The organism is Comamonas endophytica (assembly GCF_023634805.2).
In the GTDB taxonomy this organism is placed as follows: Bacteria; Pseudomonadota; Gammaproteobacteria; order Burkholderiales; family Burkholderiaceae_C; genus Comamonas; species Comamonas endophytica.
In genome coordinates this window covers 1,931,810-1,950,748 of sequence record NZ_CP106881.1, presented here as the reverse complement: position 1 = coordinate 1,950,748, position 18,939 = coordinate 1,931,810, and the positions used below count along the sequence as shown (strand labels likewise).

Here is an 18,939-nt window from a genome sequence, read left to right as displayed (position 1 = left end):
GCGGCCGCCTGTGCATAACTCCTGCGGCTTCCCTGCGCGGGACGAAAAAAGGCCCCCATGCCGCAAGCATGGGGGCCTTTGCATTGCATTGCGCCGCGCCGCTGGGCGCGCCCCGCTAGGTGCGCCCCGCTAGGTGCGCCCCGCTAGGCGCGCCCCGCTCAGCGCACCGTCACCGTCATCGGCTTGCCGAAGATGGTGTAGCTGTAGGTGCCGTCACCCATCCTGTAGCTGTAGCCCGGCAGCACGGTGGCCGTGCCGGTGGCCGTGAAGGTCACCCGGCCGTCCGCCGCGACGCTGTGCGCAGGGGAGCCGTCCAGCACCACCAGCTGGTTGCTGGCGGCGGTGCTGGTGGCGCCGACCTGCGTGGTCAGCGTGAGCGCCGCGCTGAACGGGCTGCCGGCCGTGGCGCTGGCCGTGGCGGCCGTCGCGATGGCTACCGGGAAGTCCTTGGCCAGGTACGCGTGGTCGGTGGTGATGCCGTGCGTGCCGTAGCTGTAGAAACGGTAGAAATCGTTCGCGTTGTTGACCGTCCACGGCCAGAAGGTGATGCCGCGGTGCTTGGCGGCTTCCATCGTCGGCTGCTTCAGGACCTGGTACGCCGGGTTGTAGGTCGACGAATACAGCTGCGTGGAGTTGAGGATGGTGCGCACGCCGGCGCCGACATCGCCGTTGTCGAGATTGGAGTTGAGGAAGCCGCCGCTGATGTCCGGCAGCGTGGTGCCCATGCGCTTGAGCTGGTCGCCCAGGAAGGAGATGGTGACCACCTGGTCCTTCACGCCAGCCTGCTCGAGCTCCTGCTTGAGCAGCGGCACGATGCCCGCGGAAGCGCTCTTGAGCTCGACAATGTGGCTGAGGTTGCGGCCCTTGAATTCCGTGAAGAACTCCTGCAGCGTGGGCACCGAGTAGCCGCCCGGACGGGTCTTGAGCGCCTTGACCTCGGCCAGCGTCATCTCCTCGATCTTGCGCGGGCCGCCGTCGGTGGTGCGCTCGACGGTGGTGTCATGCATGATGACCAGGTGGTTGTCCACGGTCATGTAGATGTCGTTCTCGATGCCATCCGCGCCCACGGCGGCGGCGGCCCTGGCGCCCTCGAGCGTGTTCTCGTCGGCGAACTGGCCCGTGAGATTGGCCCGGTCCCCGGGCATGCCGCGGTGGCCGATGACCAGCGGCTTGCGCAGCAGCGTGCCGGCGGGCAGCTTCTTCAGCACCGCGCTGTAGATGTCGGCATGCGCCGTCACCACGCCGTTGACGCCGGTGGTCAGCACTTCGGCGGCCGCGGCGGCATTGGTGGCCGTCGAGCTGGCCCAGGGCGTGATCAGCAGGCGCTGCAGATGGGCGACCGTCGTGCGGTTGGTCATGGTGGCCGGCAGCACCGCGATCTTGGCCTTGGCGCGGTTGGTGGCACTCACGACCTGCAGGATGTCCTGCGAGGTGTTGCCCAGGAATGCGGAACCCGAGAAGTCCACTGCTGTGCGCACTGCGGGGATGGCGGTGCGCGCACGCGCCAGCAGTTCGATGTCGCCGGACAGCAGGGTCACGTCGCTCAGGTCGTTGTCCACCGCGAAGGCCGCCAGCGCGCGCACCGTGGCGTCGTCGGCGATGCGCAGCACGGGGATCGTGGCGCGGTCGGCCGGGGCAAGGTATTGCGCCAGCGAACCCAGGCTTTCGCCGTTGGCGCTGCGCAGGTTCAGGGTGGCGTCGATATGGAACAGCGCGTTGCTGGCGCCGCTGCCGGCCAGCCGGGTCTGCGCCGTCATGGACTGCACCAGCGTCGGCGCCATGGCTGCCAGTGTGCCCGTGTCCTGAACGGTGATTACCTTGCTGACGTCGGGCAACGCCGTCAGCTGCTGCGTCACCTTGATGCTGTCGACGCGCATGATCGCGCCGGCCGTCTGCAGGCCGATGCCGCCCTTGGCCATGGCGGCGTCGAGCGCCATGTCATGCATCAGGGTGTTGTCCAGGTACTGGCGCACGCGGTTGCCGTGGACGATCACGGTGGCGGTATAGACCTTGGCCGGGTCGATGGCCTCGCTGTACGCCTTGGTGCCCGCGACGGTCCAGGCGCCGCCCTTGCGCAGCGCGAACTCGGTGCCGTTGCTGGCCGTGGCATCGGCGCGGATGGCGAACTGGTAGTAGGGCTCGTGGGGAATGGCGCTGTCCGCGCTCGAGGTGCGGTACATCACGCTGCCCCAGCGGCCGGTGTTGTTGGGCGACTCGAGCGTGAACTGCACGTCGATGCGGTAGTTGCCCAGCTCCTGCAGCGAGGCCGGCAGCGCCACCGCGGTCATCTGCGTGCTGTGGGCGCGGCCGTCGATGTACAGGCTGCCGTTACGCACCGACACCGTGCCCTTGTTGGCCGCCAGCGTGGTCCAGCCGGCGGGCAGCGCCGACAGGCCTTCGAAGCTTTCGTCGATGTAGACCTCGGCCACGGGATCGGGGGTCTCGGGCGTGGGCTCGCCGGGCGCCGGGGTTTCGGGCGTGGGCGCGGGGGTCACGGGAATTTCGGGCGTGGGCAACGTGGGGGTCGTGGGATCGGCCGGGACCGAAGTGTTGTCATCGCCGTCTCCGCCGCAGGCTGCCAGGCTGATCGCCAGGACGGCTGCCGCCACTGTCTTCGACTTGTTCATCGTATTCTCGGGTTGGGGAAAAACCTGAATCTACGCCCCGTCCATGACAGGCGTGTGGCGCGCGGGTGACAGATCGCACGCGAAAGTTCCCTGCCCCCTGTGGATGAAAATGTGGACAAGTCCGAATGGCGTCAGCGCAGCCGCGCCGGCGACAGTCTTTCGGCCTGCACGCCCTGGGCCTGCAGTTGCATGTCCAGCGCCTCGCCCAGCAGCAGGTTGCGCGCCAGCAGGCCGGCGGCGTAGGCGGTCTGGATGCCATAGCCACCCTGTGCCGCCAGCCAGAAAAAGCCCGGCCGGCCGGGCTCGGGCGGCGCGTCCCAGCCGATCACCAGCTCGCCATCGGCCACGAAGGAGCGCAGGCCGGCCCAGGTATGCGAGGGCCGGCGGATCTGCAGCGTGGTGTATTGCTCGATGTGGAAAATTCCCGTCGCCACGTCGATTTCCTCGGGCACCACGTCGTGCGGCGTGGTCGGGTCGGCATTGGCCGGCGAGCCCAGCATCTGCCCCGCATCGGGCTTGAAATAGAAGCTGTCGTCCACCCCCATCACCGCCGGCCAGTGGCGCGTGTCCACGCCCGCGGGCGCGGCGAAGGTGAAGGCGCTTCGGCGCTTGGGCACCAGCCCCAGCGGCGCGATGCCGGCCAGCGCCGCCAGCGCGTCGGCCCAGGCGCCCGCGGCATCGACCACATGGCGCGCCGCGATGCGGCTGCCATCGGCCAGGTCGATCCGCCAGCAGCCCTGGGCCGGGTCCGGCGCCAGCGACACGACCTCGGCAGCGCAGCGCAGATGCCCGCCTTGCAGACGCAGGCCGCGCAAGAAGCCCTGGTGCAACCCATGCACCTCCATGTCGCGCGCGTTCTCGTCCAGAAAGCCGGCCTCCACCACCTGCGCGCGCAGGCAGGGCACCAGCGCCAGCAAGCCATCGCGCTCCAGCCAGCGCACGGCTTGCGAATGCAGCCGCGCCTCGGCATACGCCGCCTCGAGCTGCGCGCGCTGGTCGGCGCGCGCCACATACAGCGCGCCGCGCGGGCTCAGCACCGGTCCGGGCATGAAATCCGCGGGCGGGGAGGAATAAAAAGCGCGGCTGGCGCGCGTCAGCGCCTGCACCTGCGAGGGGCCGTAATGCTCGAGAAACAGCGCCGCCGAGCGTCCCGTCGAGTGATAGCCCGGCTGGCTCTCGCGCTCGAGCACCAGCACCGAGGCGCGCCCGGCCAATTGCCAGGCCACGGACGCGCCCGCGATGCCGGCGCCGACCACCACGAAATCAATGGGTGCCATGGAATCTCCTTGGCGGGAAAACTCTGTCCATTGACTATGGTTGTACGCGGGGGCCGGCTTGCCTGTCGGTGCGGGGGTGCGGGGCAAGCCAGTGGTGATCCTGCGGCAGGACGTTCGCATACCCGTTCGTCCTGAGCTTGTCGAAGGATGAACGGCCCGCCCTCTAGTGAAGGGCAGGACGTCCATGGTTCGACGGGGCCGCCCAGGCAAGCTCACCACGAACGCAACAACCGTTCGTCCTGATCCTGAGCTTGCCGAAGGACGAAGGATGACGGCCAGCCCTCCAGAAAGGCCCCCGCCCTACCCCAGATACCTCTTCAAATAATGCCCCGTATGGCTCCCCTCGTGCGCCGCCAGCTGCTCCGGCGTGCCCGTGGCCACCACGTTGCCGCCGCCCGCGCCGCCCTCGGGGCCCATGTCGATCAGCCAGTCGGCGGTCTTGATCACATCGAGGTTGTGCTCGATCACGACGATGGTGTTGCCCGCGTCGCGCAGTTGGTGCAGCACCTTGAGCAGCAGGTCGATATCGGCGAAGTGCAGGCCCGTTGTCGGCTCGTCGAGGATGTAGAGCGTGCGCCCGGTGTCGCGCTTGCTCAGCTCCTGCGCCAGCTTGACGCGCTGCGCCTCGCCGCCCGACAGCGTGGTCGCGCTCTGCCCCAGGCGGATGTACGACAGCCCCACGGCCAGCAGCGTCTGCAGCTTGCGCGCGATCGCCGGCACGTCCTGGAAGAAGGCGTATGCATCCTCCACGGTCATCTGCAGGATCTGCGCGATGTTGCGGCCCTTCCACTGCACCTCCAGCGTCTCGCGGTTGTAGCGCTCGCCGTGGCAGACATCGCAGGGCACGTAGACATCGGGCAGGAAGTGCATCTCGACCTTGACCACGCCATCGCCCTGGCAGGCCTCGCAGCGCCCGCCGGCGACGTTGAAGCTGAAGCGCCCGGGGCCGTAGCCGCGTTCGCGCGCGGTGGCGGTCTCGGCCATGAGATCGCGTATCGGCGTGAACAGGCCGGTGTAGGTCGCGGGGTTGCTGCGCGGCGTGCGCCCGATCGGCGACTGGTCCACATTGATGACCTTGTCGAAATACTCGATGCCGACCACCTCGTCATGCGGCGCGGGCTCCTCGCTGGCGCGGTAGAGCTGGCGCGCGACCTCGGCGTACAGCGTGTCGTTGACCAGCGTGCTCTTGCCCGAGCCCGAGACCCCGGTCACGCAGGTCAGCAGCCCCACGGGAAACTCCACCGTGACGTTCTTCAGGTTGTGCCCGCGCGCGCCGACCACGCTGATGGCCTGCAGCGCGCCCTGGCGCGCGACATGCTCGGCCTGGCGCTCGGCGCGCCGCTGCGCCGCGGCGGAGACCGGAAAGCGCGATTTGGCCGGCGCCGCCGCGGGCTCGGCCGACTTCACCACCGGCAGCCAGGGCGTGCGCCTTTTGGGCACCTCGATGGTCTGCGTTCCGGCCAGATAGCGCCCGGTGGGCGAATCGGGGTTGGCGCGCACCTCGTCATAGCTGCCCTGCGCCATGACGCGCCCGCCGTGCAGCCCCGCGCCCGGGCCCATGTCGATGATCTGGTCGGCGGCGCGCATCATGTCCTCGTCGTGCTCGACCACGATCACGCTGTTGCCGATGTTGCGCAGGTGCTGCAGCGTGGCGATCAGCCGGTCGTTGTCGCGCTGGTGCAGGCCGATGCTGGGTTCATCCAGCACGTACATCACGCCCGTGAGGCCGCTGCCGATCTGGCTGGCCAGCCGGATGCGCTGCGCCTCGCCGCCGGACAGCGTCTCGGCGCTGCGGTCCAGGCTCAGGTAGCTCAGGCCGACGTCGTTGAGAAACATAAGCCGCGCGGTGATCTCGCGCACCACCTTGTCGGCGATGTCGGCCTTCGCGCCCTGCAGCTTCAGCTGCGCGAACCAGGCATGGGCCTCGGCCAGCGTCGCGCGGCTGACCTCGTAGATCGCGCGCTGCTGCTCGCCCTCGCCGATGCGCACCCAGCGCGCCTCGCGCCGCAGCCGCGTGCCCTCGCAGTCGGGGCAGCAGCGCGTGCTGCGCAGGCGCGCCAGGTCGTCGCGCACCACGCTGGAGTCGGTTTCGCGGTAGCGCCGCGTGATGTTGGGGATGACGCCCTCGAAGGGGTGGTGCTTGATCAGCGGCTGGCTCTTGTTCTTGCCGCTGTCGGTGAAATAGGCAAAGGCGATGGCCTCCTCGCCCGAGCCCCAGAGCACGGCGTTGCGCACCGGCTCGGGCAGCTCCTCGAAGGGCTGCTCGATGTCGGCGCCGTAGTGCTTGAGCACGCTTTCCAGCAGCGTGAAGTAATAGGCATTGCGCCGGTCCCAGCCGTTGATCGCGCCGCTGGCCAGGCTCAGCGAGGGAAAGGCCACCACGCGCTCGGGATCGAAGGTCTCGGTCTGCCCCAGGCCGTCGCAGGTCGGGCAGGCGCCCTGCGGCGAGTTGAAGGAAAACAGCCGCGGCTCGAGCTCGGGCAGCGAGTAGCTGCAGATCGGGCAGGCGAACTTGGCGCTGAACCAGTGCTCCACGCCGGTGTCCATCTCCAGCGCGATCAGCCGCCCGCCCGCCTCCTGGCCGCCGGCGCGCAGCGCGGCCTCGAAGCTCTCGGCCAGGCGCTGCGCGGCGTCGGGCCGCACCTTGAGCCGGTCGATGACCACGTCGATCGAGTGCTTCTCGTTCTTCTGCAGCTGCGGCAGCGACTCAACTTCATGGATCTTTCCGTCGATGCGAAAGCGCACGTAGCCCTGCGCCTGCAGCTGCGCGAACAGCTCGCTGAACTCGCCCTTCTTCTCGCGCGCCAGCGGCCCGAGCACCATCAGCTTGGTGTCCTCGGGCAGCGCCAGCGCGGCATCGACCATCTGGCTGATGGTCTGCGACTGCAGCGGCAGATGGTGCTCGGGGCAGTACGGCGTGCCCGCGCGCGCGTAGAGCAGGCGCAGGTAGTCGTTGATCTCGGTGACCGTGCCGACGGTGGAGCGCGGGTTATGGCTGGTGGCCTTCTGCTCGATGCTGATCGCCGGCGACAGGCCTTCGATCAGGTCCACATCGGGCTTGTCGAGCCTTCCGAGGAACTGGCGCGCATAGGCCGACAGGCTCTCGACATAGCGCCGCTGCCCCTCGGCATAGAGCGTGTCGAAGGCCAGGCTGGACTTGCCCGAGCCCGACAGGCCGGTGATGACCACCAGCTGGTTGCGCGGGATGTCGAGGTCGACGTTCTTCAGGTTGTGCGTGCGCGCTCCGCGGATGCTGATGCGCGCCTGGGCCAGCGCGTGGCCCAGGTAGCGGCCGGAATCGGCGCCGCCGGCCAGCTCGGAAGAGGAAGGAGTGGGGTCGTTCACGGGCGCGGGCGTTCCATGCGGGGAAACCTAGCATGATAGTGAGCCTGGCCCCTGGCGAGTGCCGGACTTGCAGATCACGGACAATCGGGGCTGTTATTGCAGGCCGCGCGCGGCCGCTGCCTTTCCCCAATCACTTGCCCATCCATTGCATTTGTTGCGCGTGCCACAAACGACCTCCCCCCTTTCCGCGGCTGCACCCGCCCTGGACTCCTCCACCATGACGCCGCTCGAGCGCCGTGCCAGTGGCAGCCTGGCGCTGATCTTCGCGCTGCGCATGCTGGGGCTGTTCCTGGTGCTGCCGGTCTTCGCGCTCGAGGCCCGCCGCTACCCGGGCGGCGACGATCCGGCGCTGGTCGGCCTGGCCATGGGCATCTATGGCCTGACGCAGGCGCTGTTCCAGTTGCCGCTGGGCCTGGCCTCGGACCGCTTCGGCCGCAAGCGCGTGATCGTCATCGGCCTGCTGGTGTTTGCCGCCGGCAGCCTGGTCGCAGCGCTGGCGGATTCGCTCACCGGCCTGCTGCTGGGCCGCGGCCTGCAGGGCGCGGGCGCGGTCTCGGCCGCCGTCACGGCGTTGCTCGCCGATCAGACGCGCGACGCGGTGCGCACCAAGGCCATGGCGCTGATCGGCGCCTCGATCGGGCTGATGTTCGCGCTGGCGCTGGTGGCCGGCCCGGTGCTGGCCGCCTGGGCGGGTCTGTCGGGCGTGTTCGGCTTCACTTTCGCGCTGGCGCTGGCCGGCGTGGCGGTCGTGCTGTGGGTGGTGCCGCCCGAGCCGCAAAAGCACAAGGACATGCCGCGCGGCCGGCTCGTCGAGCTGCTGCGGCAGCCCGATCTGCTGCGCCTGAACCTGGGCGTGTTCATCCTGCACACGGTGCAGATGGCGATGTGGGTCGCGGTGCCGGCGCTGCTGCTGCAGTCCGGGCTCGCCAAAGGCGCGCACTGGCAGATCTACCTGCCCGCGGTGCTGCTGTCGTTCATTGCCATGGGCGGCATGTTCTCGCTCGAACGCCGGGGCAAGCTGCGCATGGCGCTGCTCGGCGCCATCGCGCTGGTGCTGGTCGTGCAGCTGGGCCTGGGCGCCGTGGCGCTCAGCGGCGCCGCCCCCTCGCTGTGGCTCATGGGCCTGCTGATGCTGATCTTCTTTTGCGGCTTCAACATCCTCGAGGCCAGCCAGCCCAGCCTGGTCTCGCGCATGGCGCCCACGCCGCTGCGCGGCGCGGCGCTGGGCAGCTACAACACGCTGCAGTCGCTGGGCCTGTTCGCCGGCGGCGCGCTGGGCGGCGCGATCGCCAAATGGGCCGGCATGCCGGGGCTGTTCGTGGTGACGGCGGCGCTCACGGCGCTGTGGCTGACCGTGACCTGGCCGCTGCGTCCCGTAGGTAAAACCGGCGGCCACTGAGCGCCCACCCATTGCAAGATCACGGGTTTGCCCGAAGTCTTGGACAACAGGATATGCTCTCCATCTGCGGCGTTTCCGGGGGGAACGGCGCAATCCAAGCATCTGGCGCGGGCCCCCTCATCTTCTGGTTCGCGCTACCTATCTTTCGAGGTTTTTCATGGCATCCGTCAACAAAGTCATCATCGTCGGCAATCTGGGCCGCGATCCCGAAATGCGCACCTTCCCCAGCGGTGACCAGGTGGCCAACGTGACCATCGCCACCACCGACCGCTGGCGCGACAAGAACACCGGCGAGAACAAGGAAGCCACCGAATGGCACCGCGTGGTGTTCAACGGGCGCTTGGCCGAGATCGTCGGCCAGTACCTGCGCAAGGGCTCGCAGGTCTACGTCGAGGGCTCGCTGCGCACGCGCAAGTGGACCGACCAGGCCTCGGGCCAGGAACGCTACGCGACGGAAATCCGCGCCGACACCATGCAGATGCTGGGCAGCCGCCAGGGCATGGGCGGCGGCCAGCAAGGCGGCGGCTACGGCGACGACAGCGGCTATGGCGACAACGGTGGCGGCAACGGCGGCTACGAAGCCCCGCGCCGCGCGGCGCCCCCAGCCGCTCCCCGCGCGCCCGCACCTGCCCAGCGCATGGCTCCTCCGGCACAGGCTCCGGCACCGCAGCGCGCGGCTTCGGGCTTTGACGACATGGATGACGACATCCCGTTCTGAAGCCGGTTCTTTCCGGACCGCACCAATGCCCGAAGCGCCTGCCGCTTCGGGCATTTTTCATGGGCCGGCGGTTTGCGTGGCTCGTGCGCTCAGGCCTGCGGCACCGCTTCGCGCGCCGCCGGCCGCCGGTGCGCCGCCAGGCACGACAGCACCCCCAGCACCACGCAGACAAAGGCGGCCATCTCCGCCAGCGTCGGCATGCGCTGCTCCCACAACAGCCCATAGAACAGCGCGAAGACGGTTTCAAACAGGATCATCTGTCCCACCAGCGTCAGGGGCAGCAGGCGGCTCATGCGGTTCCACAGGGCGTTGCCGATCACCGAAGCAAATACCGCCACAGCCACCGACACCGCGGCAAACCGCGCCCATTCATGCGCGCCGTGCTGCGTGCTCTCCAGCAGCAGCGCCAGCGGCAGCAACAGCAGGCTCTGCGCGCCGGTGACCAGCCCGGTCAGCAGGTTCCACTCATGGGCCGTGACCTGCTGCAGCCGCCCGAGGCAGCGCGCATTGCCGACCGCAAAGGCCGTCCACGACACCAGCGCGCCGACGGCGCAGGCCAGGCCCAGCAACTGCTGGCTGGCATCGCCCGCCACGGGAGCCGCAACCGCCTGCCAGCCAATGCACAGCGCGCCCAATGCGCACAGCAGCATCGAGGGCAGCATGCGCCGCAGCGGCACGGCGCCATGGTCGCGGCTGCCGATCAGCGTGACGGCGACGGGCAGGAAGCCGATGACCAGCGAGGTCATGGCAATGCCGCCGATCTGCACCGCGGCCGACAGCAGCACGTAATACAGCGTGTTGCCGGCCAGCGCCAGCCAGCACAGCTGGCCCCACTGGCGGCGCGAGACATGGGCGCGCAGCCCGCGCCAGCGCGGCGCGATCAGTGCCAGTGCGATCAATCCGTAGCAGAGATAGCGTCCCACGCTCAGCTGCAGCGGCCCGAATTCCCCGGCCAGCTCCGGTGCCAGGAAGACCAGTCCCCAGAGCGCTCCTGCGCCTGCGCCATAGGCGATGCCGGTGGCGGTGCGGTTGCGGGATGGAGCGGGTATGGACGGGGACATCTGGGACATGCGCAATGCTATGCGCGCCAGCAGTTCGATCAGCCCTATCGATGGCTGCCGGAACGCAAAAATCCGCCGGCAGGCCACGACGCCTGCAAAAAAGCGGCCACAAGCAGCCGGCGCTCCGTCCGACGCAACGGACTGGGCCTCCTCCCTACAGTCGATTGGTCCACACCATTCGAGAAAGTCAACGTCATGAGCAACGACCAGCACGGCGAACCCAACCCCATCATCGATGCGCTGTCCAACGCAGTGGCTGCGATCCGTGCCGACGAAGACCAGTTGGAGCTGGCCAAGGCCCATGATGCGCTGCACCCCAAGGCCATCGAGAAGCTGTCCGCCGAGGAAGCGCGCCGCCAGCCCACGGCGGCCGATGCGGTGCACCACCTGCTGACGCTGCAAGGACGCTCCACCGACCCCGAGGTGCTGGTGCCGGGCGTGCGCGCCATGCCGCTGTCCATCGACACCGGCAGCGTGGTGCTGCCGGCCACGGTCTACACGCCGCACGATTCCGCGGCCTCGCCCGCCGGCCTGCCCGTGATCCTCTACTTCCACGGCGGCGGCTGGGTCATCGCCAGCAAGGAAGTCTATGACGGCGGCGCGCGCGGCCTGGCCAGGCAGGCGCATGCGATCGTGGTCTCCGTCGACTACCGCCAGGCGCCCGAGCACAAGTTCCCCACCGCCTGGGAAGACGCGCTGGCCAGCTACCGCTGGCTGACCGAGCATGCGGCGCGCATCGGCGGCGACCCCACGCGCCTGGCCCTGGCCGGCGAAAGCGCGGGCGGCAACCTGGCCGTGGCCACCGCCTTTGCGGCGCGCAACGCCGGCCTGCCCATGCCGCGCCACATCCTGAGCGTCTACCCGGTGGCGCAGACCAGCCTCAACACCGAGTCCTATCTCGAGAACGCGATCGCCAAGCCGCTGAACCGCGCGATGATCAAGTGGTTCGTCGACCACCTGATCCGCACGCAGGAGGACCTCAACGACCCGCGCCTGTCGCTGATCGACGCCGACCTGCGCGGCTTGCCGCCGGTGACCATCATCAACGCCCGCCTGGACCCGCTGCGCAGCGATGGCGCCAAGCTGGAAGATGCGCTGCGCAACGCGCAGGTACCCGTCGAGCGCCGTGAGTACGAGGGCGTGGCGCATGAATTCTTCGGCGCCGCGGCGGTGCTGGAGAAGGCGCGCGAAGCCCAGGCCTATGCGGGCGAACGCCTGCGCCAGTCGCTCAGCGGCTACTGAGGCATCGCACCCCGGCCGGGGCCATTGACCATCGGCCTGATGTGGTCTGCAGCCGCATCAGGCCGTTGTCTTCTGCGAGCATGGGCCTCCTTTTGCAGGAGCCTCGCCATGAAATACGTCGATGGATTCGTGGTCGCCGTGCCGGCCGCCAACAAGCAGCAATACCTGGAACTCGCGGCCCGCGCGGCCCAGGTCTTCAAGGACCATGGCGCCACGCGCGTCGTGGAGTGCTGGGGCGACGATGTGCCCGAAGGCAAGCTGACCGACTTCCGCGGCGCGGTCAAGGCCGAGGACGGCGAGATCGTCGTGTTCTCCTGGATCGAATACCCGTCGCGCGAAGTGCGTGACCGGGTCAACCAGGAGGCCATGAAGGACCCGCGCTTCGAGGGCATGGACAAACAGATGCCGTTTGACGGCAAGCGCATGATCTTTGGCGGTTTCGTGCCGCTGCTCGACGAATAGGCGCAGCCGGCGCAAGACTCCGGGGATGGGTTGCCCTGGGCCGGCCCTCGAAAACAGACGGGCCGCGTGGCGACAGGGCGCGCCCGGGCTCAGCCCTGTGCTGGCTCCGAATACGCCGCCACCGCGGAAATCATCCCTCCGCCCAGGCAGACCTCCCCGTCATACAGCACGGCCGACTGCCCCGGCGTGACCGCCCATTGCGGCTCGGGGAAGTCCAGGCGGAAGGTGGCCTCGCCCGCCTGGCTGATCACGGCTGGCGAATCCGGCTGGCGGTAGCGCGTCTTCGAGCCATAGCTTCCCGCGGCCGGGGGCTCGCCCGCGACCCAGCTGGCGTTGTCGGCATCGAGTTGCTGCGTCAACAGCCAGGGGTGGTCATGGCCCTGCACCACGCGCAGCACGTTGCGGTCGAGCTCCTTGCGCGCAACGAACCATGGCTGGTGCTCGCCGCCGCCGCGTTGCGCACTCTTGTCCTTGATGCCACCGATGCCCAGGCCCTGGCGCTGGCCCAGCGTGTAGAACGACAGGCCCTGGTGGCGCCCCAGCCGGCGGTCGCGCTCGTCGAGGATCCAGCCCGGTTCCTTGTTGATGTAGCGGTTGAGGAAGTCGCGGAAGGGCCGCTCGCCAATGAAGCAGATGCCGGTCGAGTCCTTCTTCTTCGCGTTCGGCAGGCCGATTTCCTCCGCAATGCGCCGCACCTCGGACTTGTGCAGCTCGCCCACGGGAAACATGGTCTTCGACAGCTGTGCCTGGTTCAGGCGGTGCAGGAAATAGCTCTGGTCCTTGGACGGATCCAGCCCCTTGAGCAGCTCGAAGCGCTGCGTTTCGAGGTTCTGACGCACGCGCGCATAGTGGCCGGTGGCGATCTTCTCGGCGCCCAGGCGCATCGCGTGGTCGAGGAAGGCCTTGAACTTGATCTCGGCGTTGCACAGCACGTCGGGGTTGGGCGTGCGCCCGGCCTGGTATTCGCGCAGGAACTCGGCGAACACCCGGTCCTTGTACTCGGCCGCGAAGTTCACGTGCTCGATCTCGATGCCGATCACGTCGGCCACGGCCGCCGCGTCGACGAAGTCGATATTGGACGAACAGAATTCGCTGTCGTCGTCATCTTCCCAGTTCTTCATGAAGATGCCGACCACGTCATGGCCCTGCTGCTTGAGCAGATAAGCGGTCACCGCCGAATCCACGCCGCCCGAAAGGCCCACCACCACCCGATGTTTTGTCATAGGGGGGCGATTATCCCAGCCACCGCGCGCAGCCGTGTGGTGGGGGCAAATACCGCCTTCCCGCGCGCGGGGAGCGCACGGATCAGCGGCCTGTGCCGTCCTTCACCTGGTCCGCGGCGCGCCGGTCCGGCCCGCGCTGGGCGGCCCCGCGGCTGGAGGGCACCGGCCCCTCGTAGACGCTTGCGTCCACATGCAGCATGGACAAATCGAAGCGCTGGCCTGCGAGATAGTCGCGCACCGACTCCAGCACGACCGGGCTGCGGTGGCGCGCGGCGCTGGACTCGAGCTCGGCCAGCGTCATCCACACCGTGCGCAGGATGCCGTCGTCCAGCGCGCGCTGCGCATGGTGCGTGCCCAGCTCGCCCGTGAACGCAAACCGCAGGTAGGTGATGTCGGCCCCGCTGCGCGTGCGCGTGAAACGGTTCATGTACACGCCCACCAGCGCCGTGGGCGTGAAGCCGAAGGCGGTTTCCTCCAGCACCTCGCGCACGCAGGCATCGAGGGGGGATTCCGCAGGGTCCAGATGGCCCGCGGGCACGTTCAGCTTCAATCCGTCGGCGGTTTCTTCCTCGACCAATAGAAAGCGGCCATCTCGTTCGATGATGGCGGACACGGTGACATTGGGTTTCCAGCGATCAGGCATAACACGCATTATCGCCTGCGGCTTTCGTTAGGCACTGCATATGCAACGCGCATATCCATGCCGCAGGCTATGGACATGTTCCATCCAATCAATTGGACCATGGCAATGGGAATCAATATCATTTGACTCAGTTCCAGACTTCAGAAAATTCCATGCTCCGCCTTCGCCAACTGCTTCGCGCCAACCAACCCACCCTGCTGAAGACCGCCAGCTATTACATGATCCATATCATGGTGGCGGCCTGTGTCGCCTATGCGGTCACGCGCAATTTCTGGGCTTCGCTGACGCTGAGCCTGCTGGAGCCCTCGGTGCAGGCCGTGGCCTATTTCTTCCATGAGAAGGCCTGGAACCGTGCCCAGGCACGCCAGGCTCCGCAGCCGGCACTGGGAGCCGCGCAATGAATGCGCAGAGCTTGCCCCAGTGCTTTGCAGCCTGGGCCGCCCAGCGGCTGGCGGCCTGGGCGCAGGTCAGCTGAGGCAGCGCCGGATCATTGGCGGCTGGCTCCCGACCCACTGTTCTTGCCGCCATCGAGCTCGTGCCTGTCGCCATCGCCGCGGGCATCGGTGATGCCGCTGGCATAGCCCGCCGCCGGGCTGGAGCCGCCATTGGCCTGGTTGCTGTCCTGCGCGCCGCCGGAAGACTGGATCACCGGACGCGGCGGCAACGGCACCGCGGCGGGCAACGGCTGGCTCGAAGCATGCTGTGTCTCGAGATGCGGGGTGGGCACGGGATTGGAATCGGCCAGCACCGGGGCGCGCGGTGCGGGTTGGTCGAAAGCCGAGGGCTGGGCCATCGGCATGCCATCGGAGCCGGAACGGGAATCGCAGCCCGCGAGGGCAAGTGCGGCCACGCAGGCAGCCGCCAGGGAAAATGAAAAACAGCGCATCGGGGTACCTCCATTGACAGGGCCTGCGGCGGCTAGGTCGTTTTCATCTCGACCGCCCCGCCCTGAAACGCCATTCGACAGGCTCAGGGCGAACGGTGGGGGTGATCCGTTCGTCCTGAGCCTGTCGAAGGATGACGGGCTGCTGGGCACGAAACTGCCTTTGCACCGCCAGGCCAGGCTCCCATCATGGCGCCAAGCGGCGATGCGGTCTGCAGGACAAAGGCGCCGTTAGTCCAGCGTGATGTTGGCGTTCTTGATCACAGCGCGCCACTTCGCCACTTCGACCTTGTGGAACTCTTCCGATGCCGCGGGGTTGAGCGCCGAAGGCAGCACGCCCATGGCATCGAGCTTGGCCTTGACCTGTGGATCGGACAGCGCCTTGGCGATCTCCGTGTACAGGCGGTCGATGACGGGCTTGGGAGTGCCTGCGGGCACGGAGGCCATGAACCAGGCATCGGCCTGGAAGCCCTTGAGGCCCTGCTCGTCCATGGTCGGCACATCGGGCATCGATGCCAGGCGCTCGTTGTGCGCCACCGCCAGCGCGCGCAGCTTGCCAGCCTTGAGCTGGGAGTCGATGGTCACGGCCGTCAGGAAGCCGAAATCGGTCTCGCCGGCCACCAGCGACACCACCGAAGGCGCGCTGCCCTTGTAGGGGATATGGCTGATCTTGACCTTGGCCTGCATGGCGTAGAGCTCGCCGCCCAGGTGGTTCGGGCCACCGGTACCCGACGACGGGTAGTTGAGCTTGCCCGGCTGGGCACGCGCGGCGGCCGTCAGGTCGGCCAGCGACTTGAACGGGCTCTGCGTGCCCACGGTGAGCACCAGCGGGCTGCGCGCCACCAGGCTCACGTCGGCGAAGTCCTTGAGCGGGTCATAGGACAGCTTGGTGTAGAGGCCGACGGCCATGGCCATGCAGCCCACATCGCCCAGCACCATGGTGTAGCCGTCGGCGGGCGACTTGGCCAGCTGGTCGCAGCCCAGCGTGCCATTGGCGCCGGGCTTGTTTTCCACCACCACGGTGGCATTCATGTTCTCGCCCATCTTCTGCGCCAGCAGGCGGCCCAGGATGTCCGTCGAACCACCGGCCGAGAAGGGCACGATCAGGCGGATGGGCTTGGTGGGATAGGCCGCAGGGCTCGCCGCCTGCGCCAAGGGGGCAGCAAACGCCGCGGCGGCGACGGCAATGCCCAGAACCACGCGCATGGACGCGCGGCGGGTGGCACGGAAAGCGGGAAAAGCACGGGAGCGGGACAGAGACATGAATTCCTCTTAATGCGGGTTAGCGTTATTGCCGGCGCCAAGCATAACGCCGTTTCCCGTCCGGCAAATCAGGTCAGATCTGCATCGACGCGACAGTTTCCGCCCCATCGTGGTGCACTGCTGCAGGCCGGGCATGGGTTGCGCCCCGGTTACCGCTTTTTGTCCCCTGCCGCGCAAGCCGAGCTGCGTGCCATGTATGGCACTGAGCCTACAATGAGGCGCCTACGAAGCGCCCACACGCAGGACAACCGGCCCGGGCCGCCGCAGACACGGCCTGCATGGATGCGGGCCACCCCCATAAATAAGCAATCCGCTGGCCTGCTCGAGCTTTTGCCGCGGATTGGATTCACCCTCGAGCTGGAGACGCTTGATGTCCGACACTACGGTTTCTTCTACCCTTGCCACCCCTACCGACAAACGCGCGCTGCTGCGCCGTGCAGCCCTCGAATACCACGAGTTCCCCAAGCCAGGCAAGGTAGCCATCGCGGCCACCAAGCCCATGGCCAACCAGCACGACCTGGCGCTGGCCTACTCCCCGGGCGTGGCAGCCCCCTGCGAGGAGATCGTCAAGGATCCCAACGCCGCCTTCAAGTACACCAGCCGTGGCAATCTGGTCGGCGTCATCTCCAACGGCACGGCCGTGCTAGGCCTGGGCGACATCGGCGCGCTGGCTTCCAAGCCGGTCATGGAAGGCAAGGGCGTCCTGTTCAAGAAATTCGCCGGCGTCGACGTCTTCGACATCGAAATCGATGAAAAGGACCCGCAGAAGCTGGTCGAGGTCATTGCCGCGCTCGAGCCGACCTTTGGCGCCATCAATCTCGAGGACATCAAGGCGCCCGAGTGCTTCTATGTCGAGCGCGAGCTGCGCAAGCGCCTGAAGATTCCCGTGTTCCACGATGACCAGCACGGCACGGCCATCACCGTGGCCGCGGCCATGATCAATGCGCTCAAGGTCGCCAACAAGAAGATCGAGGAGGTCACGCTCGTGGCTTCGGGCGCCGGCGCGGCGGCCCTGGCCTGCCTGAACCTGCTGCTGGAGATCGGCCTGCGGCGCGAGAACGTGTTCGTGACCGACCTGGCCGGCGTGGTCTATACCGGTCGTACCGAGCTGATGGACGACGATAAAGCCATGTTCGCGCGCGATACCGACATGCGCAAGCTGTCGGAGGTCATCGTCGATGCCGATGTGTTCCTTGGCCTGTCCGCTGGCGGCGTGCTCAAGCCGGAAATGGTGGCACGCATGGCCGCCCGTCCCGTGATCTTCGCCCTGGCCAACCCGAACCCGGAGATCACGCCAGAAGACGTCAAGAGCGTGCGCGATGACGCCATCATGGCAACGGGACGGACCGATTATCCGAATCAGGTCAACAACGTCCTGTGCTTCCCCTATATCTTCCGCGGGGCGCTCGATTGCGGCGCGACCACCATCACGCTGGAGATGGAGATCGCCGCGGTGCATGCCATTGCCGACCTGGCGCAGGCCGAGCAGAGCGAGGAAGTGGCAGCCGCCTATGTGGGCGAGCCGCTGGTCTTCGGGCCCGACTACCTGATCCCCAAGCCCTTCGACCCGCGCCTGATGATGAAGATCGCGCCGGCAGTGGCGCAGGCAGCGGCCGAATCCGGCGTGGCCCAGCGTCCGATCCAGGACATGGACGCCTACCGCGAGCACCTGCAGACCTTCGTCTATGCCTCGGGTTCGACCATGAAGCCGATCTTCGCCGCGGCCAAGCAGGGCACGCGCAAGCGCGTGGCCTATGCCGAAGGCGAGGAGGAACGCGTGCTGCGCGCCGCGCAGATCGTGGTGGACGAGCATCTGGCCCGCCCCACGCTGATCGGCCGTCCGGCCATCATTGCCCAGCGCATCGTGAAGTTCGGCCTGCGCCTCGAGCAGGGCCGCGACTACGACGTGGTGAACGTCGAGGACGACCACCGCTACCGCGACTTCTGGCAGTCCTACCACCGCATGACCGAGCGCAAGGGCATCACCGCGCCCATTGCCAAGATCGAGATGCGCCGCCGCCTGACGCTGATCGGCGCGATGCTGCTGCACAAGGGCGAGGTCGACGGGCTGATCTGCGGCACCTGGGGCCAGACCACGCACCACCTCAACTACATCGACCAGGTGCTGGGCAAGCGTGCCGGGGTGGAGACCTTCGCCTGCATGAACGGCCTGCTGCTGCCCGAACGCCAGGTGTTCCTGGTCGACACCCATGTGAACTACGATCCCACGCCCGAGCAGCTGTGCGAGATCACCATCATGGCGGCCGAGGAAATGATGCGTTTCGGCATCAAGCCCAAGTGCGCGCTGCTGAGCCATTCGAACTTCGGCTCGAGCGTGCAGCCCAGCGCCGTGAAGATGCGCGCCACGCTGGAGATGCTGCGGGTGCAGGCACCCTGGCTCGAGGTCGACGGCGAAATGCATGGCGACGTGGCGCTCAACGGCAAGGCCCGCGCGGCGCTGATGCCCAACAGCACCCTGGTCGGCGACGCCAACCTGTTGGTGCTGCCCAATATCGACGCGGCCAACATCTCCTACAACCTGCTCAAGACCGCAGCCGGCGGCGGCATTGCCATCGGCCCGGTGCTGCTGGGCGCCGCCCAGCCGGTGCATGTGCTCACACCCAGCGCAACGGTGCGCCGCATCGTCAACATGACCGCGCTGACGGTGGCCGACGCCAACGCCGCGCGCTGATCCACAAAGGCGGCAGGCCCGGGCAACGTCAGCCTGGCCTGCGCCGCCAGGCCTGCAGCGGCCCCGCCGGACACGGTCCTCCGCAAATGTAAGCGCCTGCCCAA

Annotated in this window: 14 protein-coding genes; 6 read left to right on the top strand and 8 right to left on the bottom strand. The window is 67.9% G+C overall.

The annotated features are described in order from the left end of the window. Positions 1–158: 158 nt before the first annotated feature. The 3 genes from M9799_RS08720 to uvrA all read right to left on the bottom strand — a co-directional run bounded on the left by M9799_RS08720 (position 159) and on the right by uvrA (position 7,249). Positions 159–2,627: a glycerophosphodiester phosphodiesterase family protein gene (locus M9799_RS08720; protein WP_263724882.1), complete on the bottom strand. Its 2,469-nt coding sequence runs from the start codon at positions 2,625–2,627 to the stop codon at positions 159–161. Positions 2,628–2,758: 131 nt separating this feature from the next. Next, complete coding sequence (locus tag M9799_RS08715) at positions 2,759–3,904, bottom strand: NAD(P)/FAD-dependent oxidoreductase (protein WP_231042835.1); 1,146 nt, start codon at positions 3,902–3,904, stop codon at positions 2,759–2,761. 300 nt (positions 3,905–4,204) lie between these two features. Then, the gene (uvrA, locus tag M9799_RS08710) at positions 4,205–7,249 is read right to left on the bottom strand and encodes an excinuclease ABC subunit UvrA (RefSeq protein ID WP_422688832.1); all 3,045 of its coding nucleotides are present in this window, start codon (positions 7,247–7,249) and stop codon (positions 4,205–4,207) included. Between the two features lie 217 nt (positions 7,250–7,466). Between uvrA and M9799_RS08705 the strand changes: the two genes are divergently transcribed. Then, positions 7,467–8,648 carry an MFS transporter gene (locus tag M9799_RS08705; RefSeq protein WP_231042836.1) on the top strand — a complete coding sequence of 394 codons (1,182 nt, stop codon included), beginning with the start codon at positions 7,467–7,469 and terminating at the stop codon, positions 8,646–8,648. A 157-nt stretch (positions 8,649–8,805) separates the two neighbouring features. Beyond that, positions 8,806–9,366, top strand: coding sequence for a single-stranded DNA-binding protein (gene ssb / locus M9799_RS08700; RefSeq protein ID WP_231042837.1), 561 nt, complete (start codon positions 8,806–8,808; stop codon positions 9,364–9,366). An 89-nt stretch (positions 9,367–9,455) separates the two neighbouring features. Here ssb and M9799_RS08695 read toward each other — a convergent pair whose 3' ends face one another. Then, positions 9,456–10,436, bottom strand: a complete 981-nt coding sequence (locus M9799_RS08695) for a DMT family transporter (RefSeq protein WP_231042838.1) — start codon at positions 10,434–10,436, stop codon at positions 9,456–9,458. 186 nt (positions 10,437–10,622) lie between these two features. Between M9799_RS08695 and M9799_RS08690 the strand changes: the two genes are divergently transcribed. Continuing rightward, positions 10,623–11,669 carry an alpha/beta hydrolase gene (locus M9799_RS08690; protein WP_231042839.1) on the top strand — a complete coding sequence of 349 codons (1,047 nt, stop codon included), beginning with the start codon at positions 10,623–10,625 and terminating at the stop codon, positions 11,667–11,669. Between the two features lie 108 nt (positions 11,670–11,777). Further along, the gene (locus tag M9799_RS08685) at positions 11,778–12,131 is read left to right on the top strand and encodes a DUF1428 domain-containing protein (RefSeq protein WP_231042840.1); all 354 of its coding nucleotides are present in this window, start codon (positions 11,778–11,780) and stop codon (positions 12,129–12,131) included. Between the two features lie 89 nt (positions 12,132–12,220). Here M9799_RS08685 and mnmA read toward each other — a convergent pair whose 3' ends face one another. Both mnmA and M9799_RS08675 read right to left on the bottom strand, forming a co-directional pair. After that, positions 12,221–13,354 (bottom strand): tRNA 2-thiouridine(34) synthase MnmA, encoded by a 1,134-nt coding sequence (gene mnmA / locus M9799_RS08680; protein ID WP_231042841.1) that lies wholly within the window; start codon positions 13,352–13,354, stop codon positions 12,221–12,223. A gap of 82 nt (positions 13,355–13,436) precedes the next feature. Further along, positions 13,437–14,006, bottom strand: coding sequence for an NUDIX hydrolase (locus M9799_RS08675; protein ID WP_231042842.1), 570 nt, complete (start codon positions 14,004–14,006; stop codon positions 13,437–13,439). A gap of 143 nt (positions 14,007–14,149) precedes the next feature. On the opposite strand from M9799_RS08675, the gene M9799_RS08670 reads away from it, so the two are divergent. Beyond that, positions 14,150–14,398: a DUF2061 domain-containing protein gene (locus M9799_RS08670; protein WP_231042843.1), complete on the top strand. Its 249-nt coding sequence runs from the start codon at positions 14,150–14,152 to the stop codon at positions 14,396–14,398. 86 nt (positions 14,399–14,484) lie between these two features. Here the strand turns inward: M9799_RS08670 and M9799_RS08665 are convergent, their stop codons facing one another. Beyond that, a complete protein-coding gene (locus M9799_RS08665) occupies positions 14,485–14,847 on the bottom strand; it encodes a hypothetical protein (RefSeq protein WP_231042844.1) in 363 nt (120 codons plus the stop codon). Between the two features lie 264 nt (positions 14,848–15,111). After that, on the bottom strand, positions 15,112–16,143 hold the full coding sequence (locus M9799_RS08660; RefSeq protein WP_231042845.1) for a Bug family tripartite tricarboxylate transporter substrate binding protein: 1,032 nt from the start codon (positions 16,141–16,143) through the stop codon (positions 15,112–15,114). 370 nt (positions 16,144–16,513) lie between these two features. On the opposite strand from M9799_RS08660, the gene M9799_RS08655 reads away from it, so the two are divergent. Beyond that, on the top strand, positions 16,514–18,835 hold the full coding sequence (locus tag M9799_RS08655; protein ID WP_231042846.1) for an NADP-dependent malic enzyme: 2,322 nt from the start codon (positions 16,514–16,516) through the stop codon (positions 18,833–18,835). Positions 18,836–18,939 lie beyond the last annotated feature (104 nt).

Excerpts from the sequence above, each read along its gene's own strand:
- M9799_RS08720 (WP_263724882.1), bottom strand. The coding sequence starts at position 2,627 with ATGAACAAGTCGAAGACAGTGGCGGCAGCCGTCCTGGCGATCAGCCTG.
- M9799_RS08715 (WP_231042835.1), bottom strand. The coding sequence starts at position 3,904 with ATGGCACCCATTGATTTCGTGGTGGTCGGCGCCGGCATCGCGGGCGCG.
- M9799_RS08705 (WP_231042836.1), top strand. The coding sequence starts at position 7,467 with ATGACGCCGCTCGAGCGCCGTGCCAGTGGCAGCCTGGCGCTGATCTTC.
- ssb (WP_231042837.1), top strand. The coding sequence starts at position 8,806 with ATGGCATCCGTCAACAAAGTCATCATCGTCGGCAATCTGGGCCGCGAT.
- M9799_RS08695 (WP_231042838.1), bottom strand. The coding sequence starts at position 10,436 with ATGTCCCAGATGTCCCCGTCCATACCCGCTCCATCCCGCAACCGCACC.
- M9799_RS08690 (WP_231042839.1), top strand. The coding sequence starts at position 10,623 with ATGAGCAACGACCAGCACGGCGAACCCAACCCCATCATCGATGCGCTG.
- M9799_RS08685 (WP_231042840.1), top strand. The coding sequence starts at position 11,778 with ATGAAATACGTCGATGGATTCGTGGTCGCCGTGCCGGCCGCCAACAAG.
- mnmA (WP_231042841.1), bottom strand. The coding sequence starts at position 13,354 with ATGACAAAACATCGGGTGGTGGTGGGCCTTTCGGGCGGCGTGGATTCG.
- M9799_RS08675 (WP_231042842.1), bottom strand. The coding sequence starts at position 14,006 with ATGCGTGTTATGCCTGATCGCTGGAAACCCAATGTCACCGTGTCCGCC.
- M9799_RS08670 (WP_231042843.1), top strand. The coding sequence starts at position 14,150 with ATGCTCCGCCTTCGCCAACTGCTTCGCGCCAACCAACCCACCCTGCTG.
- M9799_RS08660 (WP_231042845.1), bottom strand. The coding sequence starts at position 16,143 with ATGTCTCTGTCCCGCTCCCGTGCTTTTCCCGCTTTCCGTGCCACCCGC.
- M9799_RS08655 (WP_231042846.1), top strand. The coding sequence starts at position 16,514 with ATGTCCGACACTACGGTTTCTTCTACCCTTGCCACCCCTACCGACAAA.